Source organism: Planctobacterium sp. AWM4_229 (assembly GCF_056160305.1).
The window spans coordinates 1-15707 of sequence record NZ_JBSWWX010000015.1; the positions used below are offsets into that span (position 1 = coordinate 1).

At 43.4% G+C, this 15707-nt stretch carries 13 protein-coding genes; 6 read left to right on the forward strand and 7 right to left on the reverse strand.

All coding sequences use genetic code 11. The annotated features are described in order from the left end of the window. The first annotated feature begins 462 nt into the window (after window positions 1–462). Window positions 463–918 carry an RNA recognition motif domain-containing protein gene (locus tag ACXAGP_RS21635; RefSeq protein WP_475263861.1) on the forward strand — a complete coding sequence of 152 codons (456 nt, stop codon included), beginning with the start codon at window positions 463–465 and terminating at the stop codon, window positions 916–918. Between the two features lie 53 nt (window positions 919–971). Here ACXAGP_RS21635 and ACXAGP_RS21640 read toward each other — a convergent pair whose 3' ends face one another. Then, the gene (locus ACXAGP_RS21640) at window positions 972–2237 is read right to left on the reverse strand and encodes a DUF5610 domain-containing protein (protein WP_475263862.1); all 1266 of its coding nucleotides are present in this window, start codon (window positions 2235–2237) and stop codon (window positions 972–974) included. 165 nt (window positions 2238–2402) lie between these two features. On the opposite strand from ACXAGP_RS21640, the gene trmA reads away from it, so the two are divergent. Beyond that, entirely contained in the window at window positions 2403–3503 is a 1101-nt protein-coding gene (gene trmA, locus ACXAGP_RS21645; RefSeq protein WP_475263864.1) for a tRNA (uridine(54)-C5)-methyltransferase TrmA, read from the forward strand. Window positions 3504–3507: 4 nt separating this feature from the next. Here the strand turns inward: trmA and fabR are convergent, their stop codons facing one another. Then, window positions 3508–4134: an HTH-type transcriptional repressor FabR gene (gene fabR / locus ACXAGP_RS21650; RefSeq protein ID WP_475263866.1), complete on the reverse strand. Its 627-nt coding sequence runs from the start codon at window positions 4132–4134 to the stop codon at window positions 3508–3510. A 104-nt stretch (window positions 4135–4238) separates the two neighbouring features. Between fabR and ACXAGP_RS21655 the strand changes: the two genes are divergently transcribed. Together ACXAGP_RS21655 and sthA are read left to right on the forward strand one after the other, a co-directional pair. Continuing rightward, window positions 4239–5372, forward strand: a complete 1134-nt coding sequence (locus ACXAGP_RS21655) for an acyl-CoA desaturase (protein ID WP_475263867.1) — start codon at window positions 4239–4241, stop codon at window positions 5370–5372. 97 nt (window positions 5373–5469) lie between these two features. Continuing rightward, a complete protein-coding gene (sthA, locus tag ACXAGP_RS21660; RefSeq protein WP_475263868.1) occupies window positions 5470–6906 on the forward strand; it encodes a Si-specific NAD(P)(+) transhydrogenase in 1437 nt (478 codons plus the stop codon). Here the strand turns inward: sthA and ACXAGP_RS21665 are convergent. Continuing rightward, window positions 6903–7241, reverse strand: a complete 339-nt coding sequence (locus tag ACXAGP_RS21665) for a pyridine nucleotide transhydrogenase (RefSeq protein ID WP_475263869.1) — start codon at window positions 7239–7241, stop codon at window positions 6903–6905. The genes sthA and ACXAGP_RS21665 overlap by 4 nt on opposite strands. An 87-nt stretch (window positions 7242–7328) precedes the next feature. On the opposite strand from ACXAGP_RS21665, the gene ACXAGP_RS21670 reads away from it, so the two are divergent. Beyond that, window positions 7329–7898 (forward strand): uracil-DNA glycosylase family protein, encoded by a 570-nt coding sequence (locus ACXAGP_RS21670; protein ID WP_475263870.1) that lies wholly within the window; start codon window positions 7329–7331, stop codon window positions 7896–7898. Here ACXAGP_RS21670 and ACXAGP_RS21675 read toward each other — a convergent pair. Next, a complete protein-coding gene (locus tag ACXAGP_RS21675; protein ID WP_475263872.1) occupies window positions 7890–10142 on the reverse strand; it encodes a bifunctional diguanylate cyclase/phosphodiesterase in 2253 nt (750 codons plus the stop codon). The genes ACXAGP_RS21670 and ACXAGP_RS21675 overlap by 9 nt on opposite strands. 302 nt (window positions 10143–10444) lie before the next feature. Here ACXAGP_RS21675 and ACXAGP_RS21680 point away from each other — a divergent pair, with 302 nt between their 5' ends. Beyond that, entirely contained in the window at window positions 10445–11350 is a 906-nt protein-coding gene (locus ACXAGP_RS21680; RefSeq protein WP_475263874.1) for a TIGR03899 family protein, read from the forward strand. A gap of 11 nt (window positions 11351–11361) precedes the next feature. Here ACXAGP_RS21680 and ACXAGP_RS21685 read toward each other — a convergent pair whose 3' ends face one another. The 3 genes from ACXAGP_RS21685 to ACXAGP_RS21695 are packed head-to-tail and all read right to left on the reverse strand — an operon-like array spanning window position 11362 to window position 15624. Further along, window positions 11362–12117, reverse strand: a complete 756-nt coding sequence (locus ACXAGP_RS21685; protein WP_475263875.1) for a phosphoadenylyl-sulfate reductase — start codon at window positions 12115–12117, stop codon at window positions 11362–11364. Continuing rightward, a complete protein-coding gene (gene cysI, locus ACXAGP_RS21690) occupies window positions 12110–13810 on the reverse strand; it encodes an assimilatory sulfite reductase (NADPH) hemoprotein subunit (RefSeq protein ID WP_475263877.1) in 1701 nt (566 codons plus the stop codon). Before cysI ends, ACXAGP_RS21685 begins: the two co-directional genes overlap by 8 nt. Then, the gene (locus tag ACXAGP_RS21695) at window positions 13810–15624 is read right to left on the reverse strand and encodes an assimilatory sulfite reductase (NADPH) flavoprotein subunit (RefSeq protein WP_475263879.1); all 1815 of its coding nucleotides are present in this window, start codon (window positions 15622–15624) and stop codon (window positions 13810–13812) included. Before ACXAGP_RS21695 ends, cysI begins: the two co-directional genes overlap by 1 nt. Window positions 15625–15707: the final 83 nt, after the last annotated feature.

Here is a 15707-nt window from a genome sequence, read left to right on the forward strand (position 1 = left end):
TAACTAAAGGCCTGTAGAGTTTTTACGCAATTCAGTTTTTGTGCCTTTAGAAGCTGCTTCTGAGTTGTCTCTTTACTAGGAAAGAACGTTTGCCCCTGAAGCGAGCGCGCATTCTACAGACATCATCTTCACCGTCAACACTTTATTGCAAATTTTTGACAAAAAAGGTTTAAGTGATGAATTATTGACCACCCCGATGAAAAAACTATCATTTCCAGGCATTTATTGGACTACATTTATTATTTATTAATCGAGGCGTGCTTTCTAAGTTCATTTATATAAATAATCAGCACAACGGTACTAGCGCATTCATGGCAAGCCCCGCTTATGCAACATAACATTGTGTTTGAGCAGATATTGGTTACTATGTTCTACTATGCGTGTCTTTATTTAGTGTCATCTTTTCAGTGATACAAAAGCGCACTATTACTTATTACAATAATTATAGTTAAAGGATATCTCATGCCACTTTTCTTACCAGGCTTGGCAATTGGTGCACTTATTGGTGTAGCAGGCTATTTGCTCTTAGCATTTGAACTTTTCAATCTCGATTCATCCATTGCTTTTTTAGCAGGCGCTCTTATTTCAGCGTTAGCTATAAGTTTCGCAGCGAAAAACAAAGACGTTTCTGATGATGCAGAAGATTCTGATAGTGAAGTCGCTACTTTATATGTGGGCAATCTTCCATATCGAGTTAATGAACAAGCCGTAAAAGACTATTTTGAAAAAGTCACTAAGGTTCACTCAGTGAGACTTCTGCGCGACCGAAAAACTGGTAAACGCAAAGGCTTTGGTTTTGTTGAAGTGCCAGAAAAAGACGTGGACAAAATTATCAAGAAGCTCAATGACAGCGAATTTGAAGATCGAACATTAAAGGTTCGGGTTGCTAAAGACAGAAATGACAGAGAAGAATCCTGATCTGATTTTACCACTTTAGTAGAACATACTAAAAAGGCGCTTTAGCGCCTTTTTTATTGAGTTACATCATTTGGTTGTGATTCTGGAGCTGCACCTGTTGTTTCGGGTAGGCTACTCAACAACCTCTGATTAAATTCCTGAAATCGGTTAAACGCTTCAAGTAACTCTGGCGTTTTTATATTCTCAACTTCACTGATAAGGCCATTAACAAGTTCGTCAAAGGTATTTCGTTGGCCAAAGATTTGCTCGTTCTTACCGATGGAATCCAATAAATTATCGAGGTATTCAGAGATAGTCTTAATTGGTGGTTTTTCGGCTTTTTCTGCTTCACCCTCATTATAATGGGAAACCTGTTCGTAACGCTGCACCGTCTCCAACTGCTCGCTCTTAGATAACTCTAAAGCAAAAGCCGTAATTTGTGAGTCTTCCAGTCCTATGTCACTTGCTTGCTGGTAGGCTTTTTCGATGTCACCGTTAAAAAACTCATCAACAACACCGGACGTTTGCTCTACAAATTGGGCGATATCTTCCAACTCTTGAGCACTTAAGTCACCTTTTACTGAGAAACTAAAGCGCTCACTCTGGAAAAACTCATAAGATTGACTGTAACCAACCGTGGTCTCTAAACTACCGTCTACAGACGTTTGTTGACTGGCAAAGGCCTCTTGCTGAGCTCTGAACCGCTGAATAGATTCAAATGAAATACTAACTTCATCTCCTTCGGCAGTTCGAAGTGTCAATTCACTACTTTCTTCCTGTGAACCTGCAACACTCAGACTAGCTGCAACAGTTTCAGATTCTGGTTTGCCAAAATACTCTTCTTTGAGTTCGTCTAAACCCTTAGTAATGGCTTTAAGACTGTTAGTGATCCCCTCGTCTAACTCTTCATTCATAAAAGCAGCAAGATCTTTGCGAGCAAGAGAGATCCCCTTTTCAACGCCTTTTCTGGCCTGCTCAAACATTTCCGTTAATTTTTCGTCATCAGCACCATTTTGCTTTGCTAGCTTTAAAGCGCCACCAATGAAGGTCAGCACATTCTCAGCCACTTCTTCAAAGTCGAATGGTTTATTTTGGGGCTTGGGTTTTAGATCCGCCAATAATTCAGCTTGACCAGAAAACATCACATTTTGATCGAAACTAGACTGCAGAATACGAGCGGCCGCTACAGACTTGGCATTGCTACTCAGCGATACCTGTTCGTCTACCATTTCCTTTAAAGCCTGATTGTCCCCTGCCGTAGCTAGTTTATCAGGCGTTACCTTTTTACCTTCCACCTGCGTTTTGTCAGCACCTGTGGATTTGATATCACCTAAGTTCATGACACTTTCCTCAATTAACCTCATCCATGTTATCGACCTCCAGAGTACAGATTTTAGTCTCTATTGCAGATAAAGTCAGGGATACACTGATCTTCAGCCAGTTTATGGTATTATTAGCGATTGCTTATAACTACTAACCAACCTAATTTTGGTGATTGCTGCGCTATGCAAAACTTCTCTAGTGAACCTGAGCAATATCAGGCACAACTTAACGAAAAGCACGAAAGATTAACGACACTTTTCCAGCCCTACTACCGTGATGAATTGGCGGTATACCCTTCTCCTCTAAAACATTACCGTTCCAGAGCGGAATTTAGGGTGTGGCATGAAGGCGATGAGCTATACCACATTATGTTTAACCAAGAGAACAAAGAGAAGTACCGGGTGGACCAGTTTCCGGTGGCAATAGAAACCATTAACGAACTTATGGTTCTGCTACTCTCTTATATCAAAGACAAGCCGGTGCTACGTCGTAAGTTATTCCAAATTGATTACTTAAGTGGATTAAGTGGTGAGACTGTTATTTCACTACTTTACCACCGTCAATTGGATGCGGAGTGGGAAGCCGCCATTGCGAAGTTGAAAGAGAATCTTGCAACCACCCACAAAGTCCATTTTGTCGGACGGGCAAGAAAGCAAAAACTAATAAAAGAGCAAGATTACATCACTGAGTCTCTCACTGTGCATAACCAGAAATATCATTTTATGCACATTGAAAATAGTTTCACTCAGCCAAATCCCTACGTCAACCAAGCCATGATTGAATGGTGTCTCGACAACACGCAAAACAAATCCAATAGTGACCTCCTTGAGTTTTATTGTGGCGCTGGAAATTTCTCAATTCCACTGGCGCAAAATTTCAGGAAAGTTGTGGGCACAGAAATATCCCGTACTTCGGTGATGGCTGCTAACCACAACATTAAACTAAACAAGCTAGATAATGTGTTTGTTGCACGAATGTCCAGTGAAGAATTCACTGAATACTACAAAAATGGTGGAAGTAAAAAACGCCTTGAAGGCGCAGGACTTGAGGATCTCGACATCTCAACGGTGTTAGTGGATCCTCCTAGAGCAGGAGTCGACCCTGATACCATTGAATTGATAAGAGATTACAATGAAATTATCTACATTTCCTGCAACCCCGAAACACTGATAGCCAATGTTGCCAGTCTCAGTAGTAGCCACGAAGTCACTCAAGTGGCGCTATTTGATCAATTTCCTTATACCCATCACATCGAAACGGGCGTGATTTTGAGAAAAAGATAGGGCGCTACTCGCCCTCTTCCTCAGTGTTATTGTCGGAACGAGAAAAGCGCAATGCCCCGATAGCGATAAAGCGCAATTGTTTTTCCACTCGCTGGGCAAGCATTTTCATTTGTTCCGGTGAGGCATCGATAGCGTCCGCTCCTGCGCTAAACACTATCCGTACCATAGCTTCTGCTTGTAAACTGGACATCTCACGACTCATTTTAGTGGTTTCCACCGTGTAATCTGTAAGCTCGTCTGCGAAATGACTTATTTCTCTTTGCACCGCAGCCCGAAACGCCTGTGATGTTCCCGTATGTTCACGCAATAACAAACGAAAAACATTGCTATTGGCTGAGACGTATTCCATGAATGTACTCACGGAAGTATGTATTACGCTACCACCGGATTCGATACGGATGCGTGCCTGACGCATCAACTGTCTCAATGCCAAGCCAGCTTCATCTACAAGGGTCAAACCTAGCTCATCGATATCATTAAAATGTCGATAGAAAGAGGTAGGAGCGATACCAGCCTTACGAGCCACTTCTCGCAACGAAATACTGGAAAGGCCCCGCTGTTCATCCAGAATTGAAAAGGCCGCATCAATTATCGACCTGCGAGTTTTTAGTTTCTGTTCCTTTCGATTCAAATATCTTCCCCTGCATGAATCAAATGATTGTTTTCTGTTTCAAGGTTGCCAATCATAATTGAAGGCACTAAAATTAGCGAACACTTGTAAGCTTAAATATTCAGATGACCAAACCACGCCTTTTAATTGTTAACGTTTTATTCTTCCTTTTCACCACTGCGGTTGCAGTATTTGCAGTGCCTTTAGAAGCCGTAATCAATGGCCTGGACTGGGCTGAGATCACTGCATGTATCGCGCTAATCTGGATGTCTGGTATGTCCATTACCGCCGGTTACCACCGACTATGGTCGCACAAAGCCTACGAAGCGCATGCCATTATCCGTGTACTTTTCGCTATATTCGGTGCCATGGCGGTACAGCGGAGCATCTTGCATTGGAGTTCTGATCACCGCATTCACCACAAGCACGTTGATGATAACGAAAAGGACCCTTATTCCGCCAGGAAAGGGTTTTGGTTTTCTCACCTGGGTTGGATGCTGAGAGATTATCAGACCAACCCCTATGTAGATTATGCCAACTGCCGAGACTTGCAAAAAGACAAAGTTGTAATGTGGCAGCATAAACACTATGGAAAAATTTCGATTGCGGCAAATGTCGGTATCCCGGCATTGTTGGGGTGGCTGAACGGTGATGTATTAGGCATGTTACTCTGGGCTGGGGTCTTGCGCCTTGTAGTAGTTCACCATGTCACTTTTTTCATCAACTCACTGGCGCATTTGTGGGGGCGTCAACCTTACACAGATAAAAATACGGCAAAAGATAATGATATTTTGGCCTTTTTTACTTTTGGCGAGGGTTACCACAATTTTCATCACATTTTCGAATACGACTATCGCAATGGCATCCGTTGGTGGCAGTTTGATCCCACTAAATGGTTAATCGGTGGCTTGTCTTGGTTAAAACTTACCTACAATTTGCGTCGATGCCCGGAAGAGCGCATAGAGAAGGCAAGACTCGCAATGCAATTGCAGTATGCTACAGAAAAAGCGCTGAGCTTGGGTCATCCAAACAAAGATGAAATTTTAGCCAAACTTCAGGTGGAATATGACGCGTTGGTTATGAAAATGACAGAGTTTTATCAAGCGCGGAAAAGACTGATGGAGTTAAAAAAGCGTGCTCTCATTCAATCCTATGAAGGCCTAGAGATTCGCTATAAGTACAAGGAATTAAAAGCATCTTTGGCAGTACAACGAAATAAATGGCTGGATTTGAGTAGAATGCCTTTGCAATATGCTTAGTTAAACTGTACTTAGCTACCGCAGTTAAGACTTTACAGTTTCACAATTGCAGTTACCTGGCTATTATTCTCCTTAAGCGTTTGAATTGGAGACAAAAATGGCTAAAAGAGCGAGTCGTAAACGGGTAACTGCAAAACCAAAGTATCAATTTGATGCTATCGTTATTGGTAGCGGTCCCGGTGGCGAAGGTGTGGCCATGCAGTTGGCCAAAGCCGGCAAAAAAGTCGCCATCGTTGAGAAATATGAATTGGTTGGCGGTGGTTGTACCCACTGGGGCACGATCCCCTCAAAAGCATTAAGGCACTCTGTAAGCCGTTTAATCGAATACAATAGCAATCCTCTATTTAACGACAGTGAAAAAGCTCATCACTTAACGTTCGAGCAAATTCTAAGTCACGCCTCCTCGGTTATTCGCAAACAAACGCAATTACGCAGGGGTTTTTACGAGCGAAATCGTGTCACCGTTTTACATGGTGAGGCTTCCTTCGTAGATGAACATACCTTAAAAATCAACCACCCGGATGGCTCTGTTGAAACTCTGACGGCAGAACAATTCGCTATTGCCACTGGTTCCAGGCCTTACACGCCCAAAGACGTCGATTTCAATCACCCGAGAATTTATAACAGCGATACTATCCTGTCACTCAATCACGATCCTAAAAGTATCATCATTTACGGGGCGGGTGTTATCGGCACAGAATATGCCAGTATCTTTCGCGGTATGGATGTGAAGGTAGATTTGGTCAACATGCGTGAGAGACTGCTTTCTTTCCTGGATGCGGAGATATCAGACGCCATTAGTTACCACTTATGGAACAGTGGTATCGTTATCCGTCATAACGAACAGTATGAATCCATCGAAGGTAGAGAGGATGGGGTAGTTCTGAACTTGCAATCGGGTAAAAAGATGAAAGCCGACTGTTTGCTATTTGCCAACGGTCGAACGGGTAATACTGATATGCTTAACTTGTCAGCGGTCGGCCTGGAGGCCGATGGTCGAGGGCAGTTACGGGTCGATGCTAATTACAAAACCACTGTAGACAATATCTATGCTGTCGGAGATGTAATAGGTTATCCAAGTCTTGCTTCTGCGGCATATAATCAAGGCCGTTTCGCCGGCGAGGCGATGCTTCAAGGTGAGAGCCACTCGACGCTGGTTGAGGATATTCCTACCGGTATTTATACCATTCCTGAAATTAGCTCTGTAGGTAAAACCGAGCAAGAATTAACCGCACAAAAAGTCCCCTATGAAGTGGGTAGAGCACAGTTCAAACATCTGGCCAGAGCGCAAATTGCACACAGCTTAGTAGGCGGATTAAAAATCATTTTCCACAGAGAAACGAAAGAGGTGTTGGGAATACATTGTTTTGGGGAACGTGCTTCTGAAATTGTGCACATAGGACAAGCGATTATGCAGCAAGGAGGCAGTGCTAACAGCATTGATTATTTTGTTAACACTACCTTCAACTACCCTACTATGGCTGAGGCCTATCGGGTAGCTGCCATCAACGGATTAAACCGTTTATTTACTTAATAGTACGCGCTTTTGCTCTGCTCTGTGTCAAGCTTGGCCAGAGCACCGCTGTTCGCTTCGTCATCATGAGCGATGATATGAATTTCCATGAGTTCTGGGTAAAACTTCATGGTCGCCATTGCGTTACCGCCTAGATCTCCAATTTGCGTCTGGAAATCTGACTGAAATTCTTTAAATTTTACATTGCTTTCAATAGTTTGAGACAAGCACTCAGCATTTAAGCTTAATTCTGTTGAGTCAACACACTTGAACAAGTTGTTTTTATCCTGGACAGACTCAGCAAAAGACATTGTACTTACTAAGGTTGATACCAAAAACAAAACTGATTTACGCACCTTTACCTCCAAATAAGAGCCAATCACATTATTAATGTAGCACAATTAATTACCAATGTAACCATTTTCGATTATATTCTTTTTTGTATGAAAAATTTAATTCAAATTATAAGCAAATGTGACCTGTGCAAAGCTTCATTGCCGCAGTCTCCCAAGCCGATATTACAGCTAGGGAAAAGTGCAAAAATCATTGTTATAGGTCAGGCTCCAGGAAGATTAGCTCATGAAACGGGTAAGCCCTGGAACGACAAATCAGGTGAAAGGCTGAGAAGATGGCTAAACCTGACGGAAACAACGTTTTATAATCCTGAACAGCTAGCATTAATACCTATGGGCTTTTGTTTTCCTGGCTCTGGAAAAAGTGGTGACTTGCCACCGAGGAAAGAGTGCGCCCCTTTTTGGCACCCCCAAATCATTGCTGCGTTGCCTAAAGGTATTCCGAGATTGCTAGTGGGAAATTACGCACAACAATACTATCTTAAAGATAAGTTGTCGCTGACTGAACGCTGTCGCCAATGGCATCGGTATGCGCCAGATTATCTGCCACTGCCGCACCCGTCTCCAAGAAATAACATCTGGATAAAGAAAAACCCCTGGTTTGAAGCAGAGGTTTTACCTGAATATCAAAAAATAGTACGAAATGTCTTGTCAGCCTGAAGTCGGCGCCTCGGAGTCATGCTTGGCCAAGAACTCAATGAGTTCATCATAAGGCATGGGTTTGGCGAACAGATAGCCTTGGGCTTCATCACATCCCAGATCCAGCATGTACTTGGCTTGTTCGCGCTTTTCCACCCCTTCAGCAATCGTTTTCAAGCCCAATTTCTGCCCCAAGGTAACTATGGTTTCAGCAATAAAGGCTTGTTTACCTGGCTCTACCTCTTTCACAAAAGCACGATCAACTTTCAGCCGATCTAAGGGTAACTGCTGTAGATAACTCATTGATGAGAAACCCGTTCCAAAATCATCAATGGCAATTTGCACACCACTGCTTTTCAGATCTTTTAACGACTCCACAACAATTTGTGGATCGTCCATTACCAAGCTTTCTGTTATCTCCAACTCAAGATTTTGTGGCTTAATTTCCAGTTTGTTTAACGTGTCCTTGATTAAAGGTACAAAGCGAGGATCACGAAATTGTGGCATAGAAATATTAACCGCAACACGCAAGTCCTTATAACCTAAACCTTCCAACGCTTTTAAACGTTCACAGGATTCAAGTAACACCCATTCACCGATCTCTATAATCAACCCAGAATATTCAGCGAGAGGAACAAATACCGCCGGTGAGACATAACCGCCTTCTCGTGAAGGCCAACGCAACAAGGCCTCCATACCGATAACTTTTTCAGTAGCAAGATCAATTTGTGGTTGAAACCATACCTGTAATTTTCGCTCGGCGAAGTCAGCCCGCAACTGACGAATCATGCCCAAACGCCAGGTGGTTTTTTCTTCCATCTCTGGCGCGTAGAACTCGTAATTTGTAGTAATGTTTTTCTTGGCGCGATTTAATGCAATATTAGTTTGCTTGAGTAAATTAATACCACTGGCTGATTCTAATAATCGCGTTAATCCGATGGTGATATTCACGGGTAAGGTGTGATCTCCGGCCTTAAAAGGCACCGAAAATATGGAATCGATATGTTTTGGTTCGAGTCTTTCACTCTTGCCAATCAAGCCAAATACATCGGCTCCGATTCTCGCCATTAAACAATTATCACCAAACTTTTCGGTCAATCTTTCAGATACAGCAATTAACAACTTATTGCCCACTTCTTGACCCAAGCCATCATTGATATCAGAGAAGTGATTAATGTCGATTAGCGCAATCATATCCGCATCTGAATCGTTATCAGTGCGATTGAGCTCATCTAACATGTTGATGAATTCGTTGCGATTAGGCAGTTTGGTAAGATAATCCCTGAACGCTGCATTGCGTAATTGATGGAAAAGATTCACGTTCTCGTAACCAACAGAGACACTGGATAGAAATACTTCTAATAATTGCTTGTTTACGTCACTGATTTCATTACCGGCCTGGATATACACTGCCGCTTCGTAACCAGAGCTATCCATGTAGAGAACAGAATAATCTTCACCAAAGATATGATTTCTCATCTGAAGACATTGCGTGACGTGCATCACTATTTTATCGTTGCGAATGCTTTCCAGTCTTTCATTAATAAAGGTGGCAAAGTCACCAGCAGCGCCAAGAACATAAACGCCATCTTCTTCTTTGTCCAACACAGAGCCAGCTCGCGCGCACAATACGCCGCCCGCTTCCAGCCCTATTAAAGAGCTAATTTGCTCGACAACCCCCTCGCAGAATCCTTTAACGGAGTGTTCCTCCAACAGGTTTGCGGCGGAGCCAATGATTTTTTCAAGGCCTTTACGGCTCTGATTGATGGTTAAAATTTGTTGATAGGAACGCAACGAAGCAATGATAGTAGTGACCAACTTACTGCGGGTTAGCTCAGTCTTGGTTTTGTAGTCATTAATATCATACTCTTTAATGACACTTTCTTCAGGGGCATAACCGGGTTGCCCCGTACGCAAAATAATTCGGGGTTCTTCAAGATTCATTTCCTCGCGCATTTTACGCGCTACCTGAAGCCCGGCATCATCAGCTTCCATTACCACGTCAAGTAACAGAACCGCTATCTCATGACCCCGCTCCTTAAGAAATGACAAGGCCTCTTCGCCTGAATAGGCATGATGAAAATATAAGCTTTTGCCATTTAGGCTCAAATCTGAAAGGGCGAGGCGGGTAACGGAGTGAATTTCCTCATCATCGTCCACAACCAGCACATGCCAAACTCCTGCTGTTGACTCAGATGCTTCTAAATCGGCATCTTCTTCATCCAGGAAGATTAATTCATCGTTCTCGTAATCAGTGGGACACATCTACTCTTCGCCAAATATTATTATAGTAAGTTGACTAAAACCTTGTACGCCATCACCTCTGCCTTAAGCGCATCGGCTTACAAATGGCTCTGCTTTTTTCACTTATTGAACTTACCTTAGCCTAAAGTCAGCAAAAGCGAAACATCTATTCACATCGAAACAGGGGTTTTACTGTACAAAATTCCATCACATCGTACTGTTTACCATGCTACCGCCTAAAATTACCTAAAGTCGGGGACATTTTGATGAAAATAGTGGCATATTAATGATAAGTTCAAACCCTGTAGTCTTTTGAATATTTTATGACAGATGTACGAAGCGTGTCAGGCGCAACACCGCAATCGCTAGCCAGTCCCAAAAAAACAGCTTCAGCTACAGAAGCCGTGCAACTGCCTGAATCTGACAAAAGTGCTGAGCGAAAATCCTCGCAAGCCATAACGAATCGCATTACCAACTGGTTTGCTCAAGCCGGAGTTTCCAAAAAGAGTGATGGCTTTGAACGAGATGTACATAAAAAGACCGAACGTCGTCGTATAATCAATGAACAACGCAAGCTACAAAACCTTGAAAATGTAATGGAGAAGGCGCTGGAGTTTTGCCCTGATTCAGACACCGCCGAGAATATTGATCCCGATTGGTTTTTTAGTTTCGTCACAATGGCGGAAGATATTTATTCGCCAACTATGCAGGAGATCTGGGGAAAGATATTCGCTGTTGAAGTTACCACTCCAGGCACTTTTTCAACCAGAACGTTGCGCACTTTAAAAGAATTAACTCAACGGGACGCCAAAATGTTCCAGGCTGCAGTGAGTCTGGCATCAAGGAAGAAGGGAGAATATAGTCCTAAAATCATTTATGGCTATTATCAAAAACCCTCATTCATCCGCTTTTTACACCTCAATAAAAATCGCCAACTCAACCTTGCCGAGTTTGGGCTTCCTTATCCTGACATATTGTCATTAATGGATGCTGGCCTTATTTATAACTCAGAAATCGAATCTGGTGAGCTATCCACGCGTTCCCGCACAGAATGGCGGTTAGGGAACCATACTATCCACTTGTCCCCAAAACGTAGCAGTTTATTTTTGAATTATTATAAATTTACGCCAACCGGCGCAGAATTAAGTAAATTGGTGGCCACAGAACCAGGCCACGCTTATTTGGAAAAGCTCAAGACGTTTTTATCAGTCGATTTCGATGTGGTATGAAGTTACCCGAATTAAATACCATCACCAAATTCGTGCAATCCACACTCTCTTTTCAAACCATTAAAGCGGGTGTCTTGTTCGCTCATACCTGCTTCTAGTGGCCTTGTCGTATGCCAATCTCCGACAGATACATAACCCTGCTCCCAAAGAGGATGATAAGGCAAGTTATTGTCTTCCAGAAAATAATGAATGTCTTTGTTGGTCCAGTCCAAAATTGGATACACTTTGAATTTATCGTCCACAATTTGAAGAACCGACAAAGTATTGCGCAGATCAGACTGGGTTCTGCGCAAACCCGCAAACCAACTTTTTATGCCTAGCTCCTCCTGCGCATTCCGCATAGGAGTAACCTTATTCATGTGGTTATATTTGGCGAGGCCTTCTTCGCCTTTTTCCCAAAGCTTTCCGAATCGGGCCTCCTGCCATGCAGGAGAAAGGCTGGCTCGGTAAGTTTTCAAATTCAGGTTGAGTTTTTCCGTTAATTGGTCAGCAAATTGATAGGTTTCCGGAAAAAGGTATCCCGTATCCGTAAACACAACCGGGATGTCTGGCATTTGCTCGGTAATCAACTTCAGCATTACAGCGGCCTGAATGCCAAAACTGGAAGACACCATGAAGTTTTCAGGTAGGTGTTCCATTGACCAGCTTATGCGCTCTTGAGCACTGGCTTTCTCCAGTTGGTTATTGATTTCCAGCAACTGCTGTGACGACAGCGTTGCTGGATCCAATTTTACATTACTTAGCTGCTGTAGTGCTGCATTAGTCATAAAAATCTCTCGCCGGATCAATTACTGGCTTGATGACATCTGCTCGGATCAGAAAATCACCGAAGCGCTCATCATCATTACGCTCTTTTGCCCATCGTCCCACTAACAAATCGATATCTGCAAAGATCTCATCTTCGGAAATATTCTCTTTGTACATTCTGGGAATTCGGGTTCCGGTGTAGTCACCACCTAGATGCAAGTTGTACTTTCCGGGACCTTTACCCACCAGGCCGATTTCCGCCAACATGGCTCGACCACACCCGTTGGGACAGCCCGTAATACGAAAAATAATTTCCTCTTGTGCAACACCGTGCTTGTCTAGAATCGCTTCCAACCTGGCAACTGCTTCAGGTAAATAGCGTTCAGCCTCAGCCATTGCGAGCGGGCAAGTAGGTAAAGACACACAGGCCATGGAGGCTTTTTTCTGTGGCGAAACACCGTCCTGCAACAATCCGTGCTGACGCGCCAGCTGTTCTATTTGCGCTTTATCTTCCGTGGCAACGCCTGCAATTATTAAATTCTGATTTGCCGTAATTCTGAAGTCACCTTTGTGTATTCTGGCAATTTCTGCACAACCTGTTTTCAAGGTGGCGCCTTCAAAGTCCAAAATACGTCCATTTTCAATAAACACGGTCAAGTGATGCTTGCCATCAATACCTTCAACCCAGCCAATACGGTCGCCACGAGCAGTAAACTCAAATGGTTTCGGCTCTGCAAAAGTCACCCCTGCACGGCGTTCAACTTCTGCTTTAAATACGTCAACCCCAACAGCTTCAAGGGTGTACTTAGTTTTGGCATTTTTACGGTTGCTGCGATTACCCCAATCTCTTTGCGTGGTCACTACCGCCTCAGCCACCTTCAAGGTATCTTCTTTAGATATATATCCAAAGTTATCGGCTTGTCTTGGATAAGTTTCAGTATCCCCATGAGTCATGGCTAATCCACCACCTACCAATACATTAAAGCCCACCAGCTTTCCGTTTTCAGCAATAGCAATAAAACTCAAATCGTTAGCATGCACATCCACATCGTTTTGTGGAGGGATTGCTACGGTGGTTTTGAACTTCCGGGGCAGATATTTCTCACCCAAGATGGGTTCTTGATCTGTTGTTTCTAACTTTTCCCCATCCAACCAAATTTCAGCATAAGCACGTGTTTTAGGTAGCAAGTGCTCACTTATTTTTTTGGCCCAATCATAGGCTTCTTGATGCAGCTCAGATTGATATGGGTTTGAGGTGCACAAAACGTTGCGATTAACATCGCCAGCGGTTGCAATAGAATCGATACCCACTTTATTCAGCGTTTGGTGCATCAATTTAATGTTTGGCTTCAGCACTCCGTGAAACTGAAAGGTTTGACGTGTCGTCAGTCGAATGCTGCCATATAAGGAGTAATCATCAGCGAATTTATCAATCGCTAACCACTGCTCAGGATTAATAATCCCTCCGGGTAATCTGGCGCGCAACATCACATTGTGCAAAGGCTCCAACTTTTGTTTTGCACGCTCCGCACGAATATCGCGATCGTCCTGTTGGTACATACCGTGAAATCGAATTAACTGAAAATTATCCGGACCAAATCCACCAGTTACATTGTCTTTCAAGTCTTCTGCGATAGTGCCTCGCAAAAAATTACTGTCACCTTTAATTCTTTCATTCGGTGAAGGTTTGCCGTGATTATTACCGGTACTCATTAATAAACATCCTTCTGATAACGCTTTGCTCTGCGCAAATCATTAATATACTGCTCCGCCTCTTCGGCTGACTTTTTGCCATACTGCTGGACAATGCTTAACAAGGCATCATTGACATCTTTGGCCATGTGAGTGGCATCGCCACACACATAAAAGTGCGCGCCCTGCTCCAGCCATTGCCAGACTTCAGCACCATTTTCTAAAAGGCGATGCTGTACATAAATCTTTTCTTTTTGATCTCTTGAGAACGCTAAAGAGATCTTATCTAGTACGCCTTCACTCAAAAAGCGTTGCCACTCCACCTGGTAAAGGAAGTCTTGAGTAAAGTTAGGGTTACCAAAAAATAGCCAGTTTTTGCCTTCGGCTTCTTGCGCTTCTCTCTCTTGCATGAAGGCTCTGAAAGGTGCGATGCCTGTTCCAGGTCCAACCATGATAACTGGAGTATTGGGATCTTCTGGCAATCTGAAGTTAGCGTTTTTCTCAACATATACCTTTACTTTCTGGCCTTCTTCCAAACGCGTCCCTAAATAGCCGGAGGCGCCACCTTGATGCTGGAAACCAAACTTTTCATACTCCACCAAAGCCACTGTTAGATGTACTTCATCTTCCACTTCAGCCTGGCTGCTGGCTATGGAATAAAGCCTTGGCATCAGTGGGCGCAGTGAATCCACCAGTTGCTGGGCAGTGATTTGCGCTGGAAATTCTTTAATCACGTCGATGATTTGCCTGTCTGCCAGGTACTCTCGCAATTGCGCCTTGTCATTTAGCAATACTGAGACTTCTTCAGCCCCAGTTGCATCAGCATATTTTTGTACAAAACCGGGATAACTCTGGGTCAGCTCCAGCTTTTCAACTAAGGCGGCTTTCACGGTGAAGCTTTCGTCTTTCAGCTTAACTTCCGTGGTTTCATCAATACCCAATAAGCTCAAAATATCAGCCACCAGGGCTTCGTCATTCAAAAACCAAACGCCCAAAGCGTCACCGGGCTGATATTCTAAACCGGACTCTTCCAGTGAAATTTCGATATGACGAATATCTTTAACCGAATCACGTCCAGTAATTTTGATACTTTCAATAAGCTCGGCAGCAAAGGGATTCTTTTTGGAATACTGCGGCTGAGATTGCGGTTGAGCAGTACTTCGCTGAATTCCCGGAATAGAGACAACTTCGGCAGATTTAAATTCTTCCTGTAAACGCGAGGTCAACTGGTTGCTCCAGACATCAGCATCAGTTTCAAAGTCTACGTCACAATCAACGCGAGCAACAATTGGTGTGGCACCTAATTTATTGAGCCTTTCGTCGAAGTCTTTTGCGGTCTGGCAGAAAAACTCATAGCTGCTATCGCCCAAACCAAGAACGGAATACTTGAGACCATCGAGCTTAGGCGCCTTTTTGCTGCTTAAAAATTCATGTAGCTGCACAGCATCATCAGGTGCATCCCCCTCACCGTGGGTGCTAACAACAATTACAATATGGCTTTCGTTTTTAAGGTTTTTAGGTTTGTAATCTGCCATGTTAAACAGTTTGGCATTGATCCCATCTGCTTTGGCCTTATCCAGATATTGCTCAGCCAGACTTTTAGCGTTACCAGTCTGAGAGCCATAAAGGATAGTGACACTTTTGCTTGCTACCGCTTCAGGTTGTGCAACAGGTGCAGCGGGTAATTGCCCGGCTTGTGCCAAACCTGCAAGATAGCCACTCGCCCACAATAGTTGGGTGCTATCGAGCCCTGACACTGCAGCATTAAGTTGCTGCCATTGTTGTTCATTAAGAAGTGCAACTGGCGAGTACGCCGGATTTCCTGAAGTAGCCATAATTTAATTAACCTTTGAAAATACACTATAAGGTTAACGCTACTTATTCATAACTTGAAAGAATTAAAGATGATTTTTAATAA

Bases quoted from the DNA above. Each gene is read 5' to 3' on its own strand.
- ACXAGP_RS21635 (WP_475263861.1), top strand. From the start codon at position 463: ATGCCACTTTTCTTACCAGGCTTGGCAATTGGTGCACTTATTGGTGTA.
- ACXAGP_RS21640 (WP_475263862.1), bottom strand. From the start codon at position 2,237: ATGAACTTAGGTGATATCAAATCCACAGGTGCTGACAAAACGCAGGTG.
- trmA (WP_475263864.1), top strand. From the start codon at position 2,403: ATGCAAAACTTCTCTAGTGAACCTGAGCAATATCAGGCACAACTTAAC.
- ACXAGP_RS21655 (WP_475263867.1), top strand. From the start codon at position 4,239: ATGACCAAACCACGCCTTTTAATTGTTAACGTTTTATTCTTCCTTTTC.
- sthA (WP_475263868.1), top strand. From the start codon at position 5,470: ATGGCTAAAAGAGCGAGTCGTAAACGGGTAACTGCAAAACCAAAGTAT.
- ACXAGP_RS21670 (WP_475263870.1), top strand. From the start codon at position 7,329: ATGAAAAATTTAATTCAAATTATAAGCAAATGTGACCTGTGCAAAGCT.
- ACXAGP_RS21675 (WP_475263872.1), bottom strand. From the start codon at position 10,142: ATGTGTCCCACTGATTACGAGAACGATGAATTAATCTTCCTGGATGAA.
- ACXAGP_RS21680 (WP_475263874.1), top strand. From the start codon at position 10,445: ATGACAGATGTACGAAGCGTGTCAGGCGCAACACCGCAATCGCTAGCC.
- ACXAGP_RS21685 (WP_475263875.1), bottom strand. From the start codon at position 12,117: ATGACTAATGCAGCACTACAGCAGCTAAGTAATGTAAAATTGGATCCA.
- cysI (WP_475263877.1), bottom strand. From the start codon at position 13,810: ATGAGTACCGGTAATAATCACGGCAAACCTTCACCGAATGAAAGAATT.
- ACXAGP_RS21695 (WP_475263879.1), bottom strand. From the start codon at position 15,624: ATGGCTACTTCAGGAAATCCGGCGTACTCGCCAGTTGCACTTCTTAAT.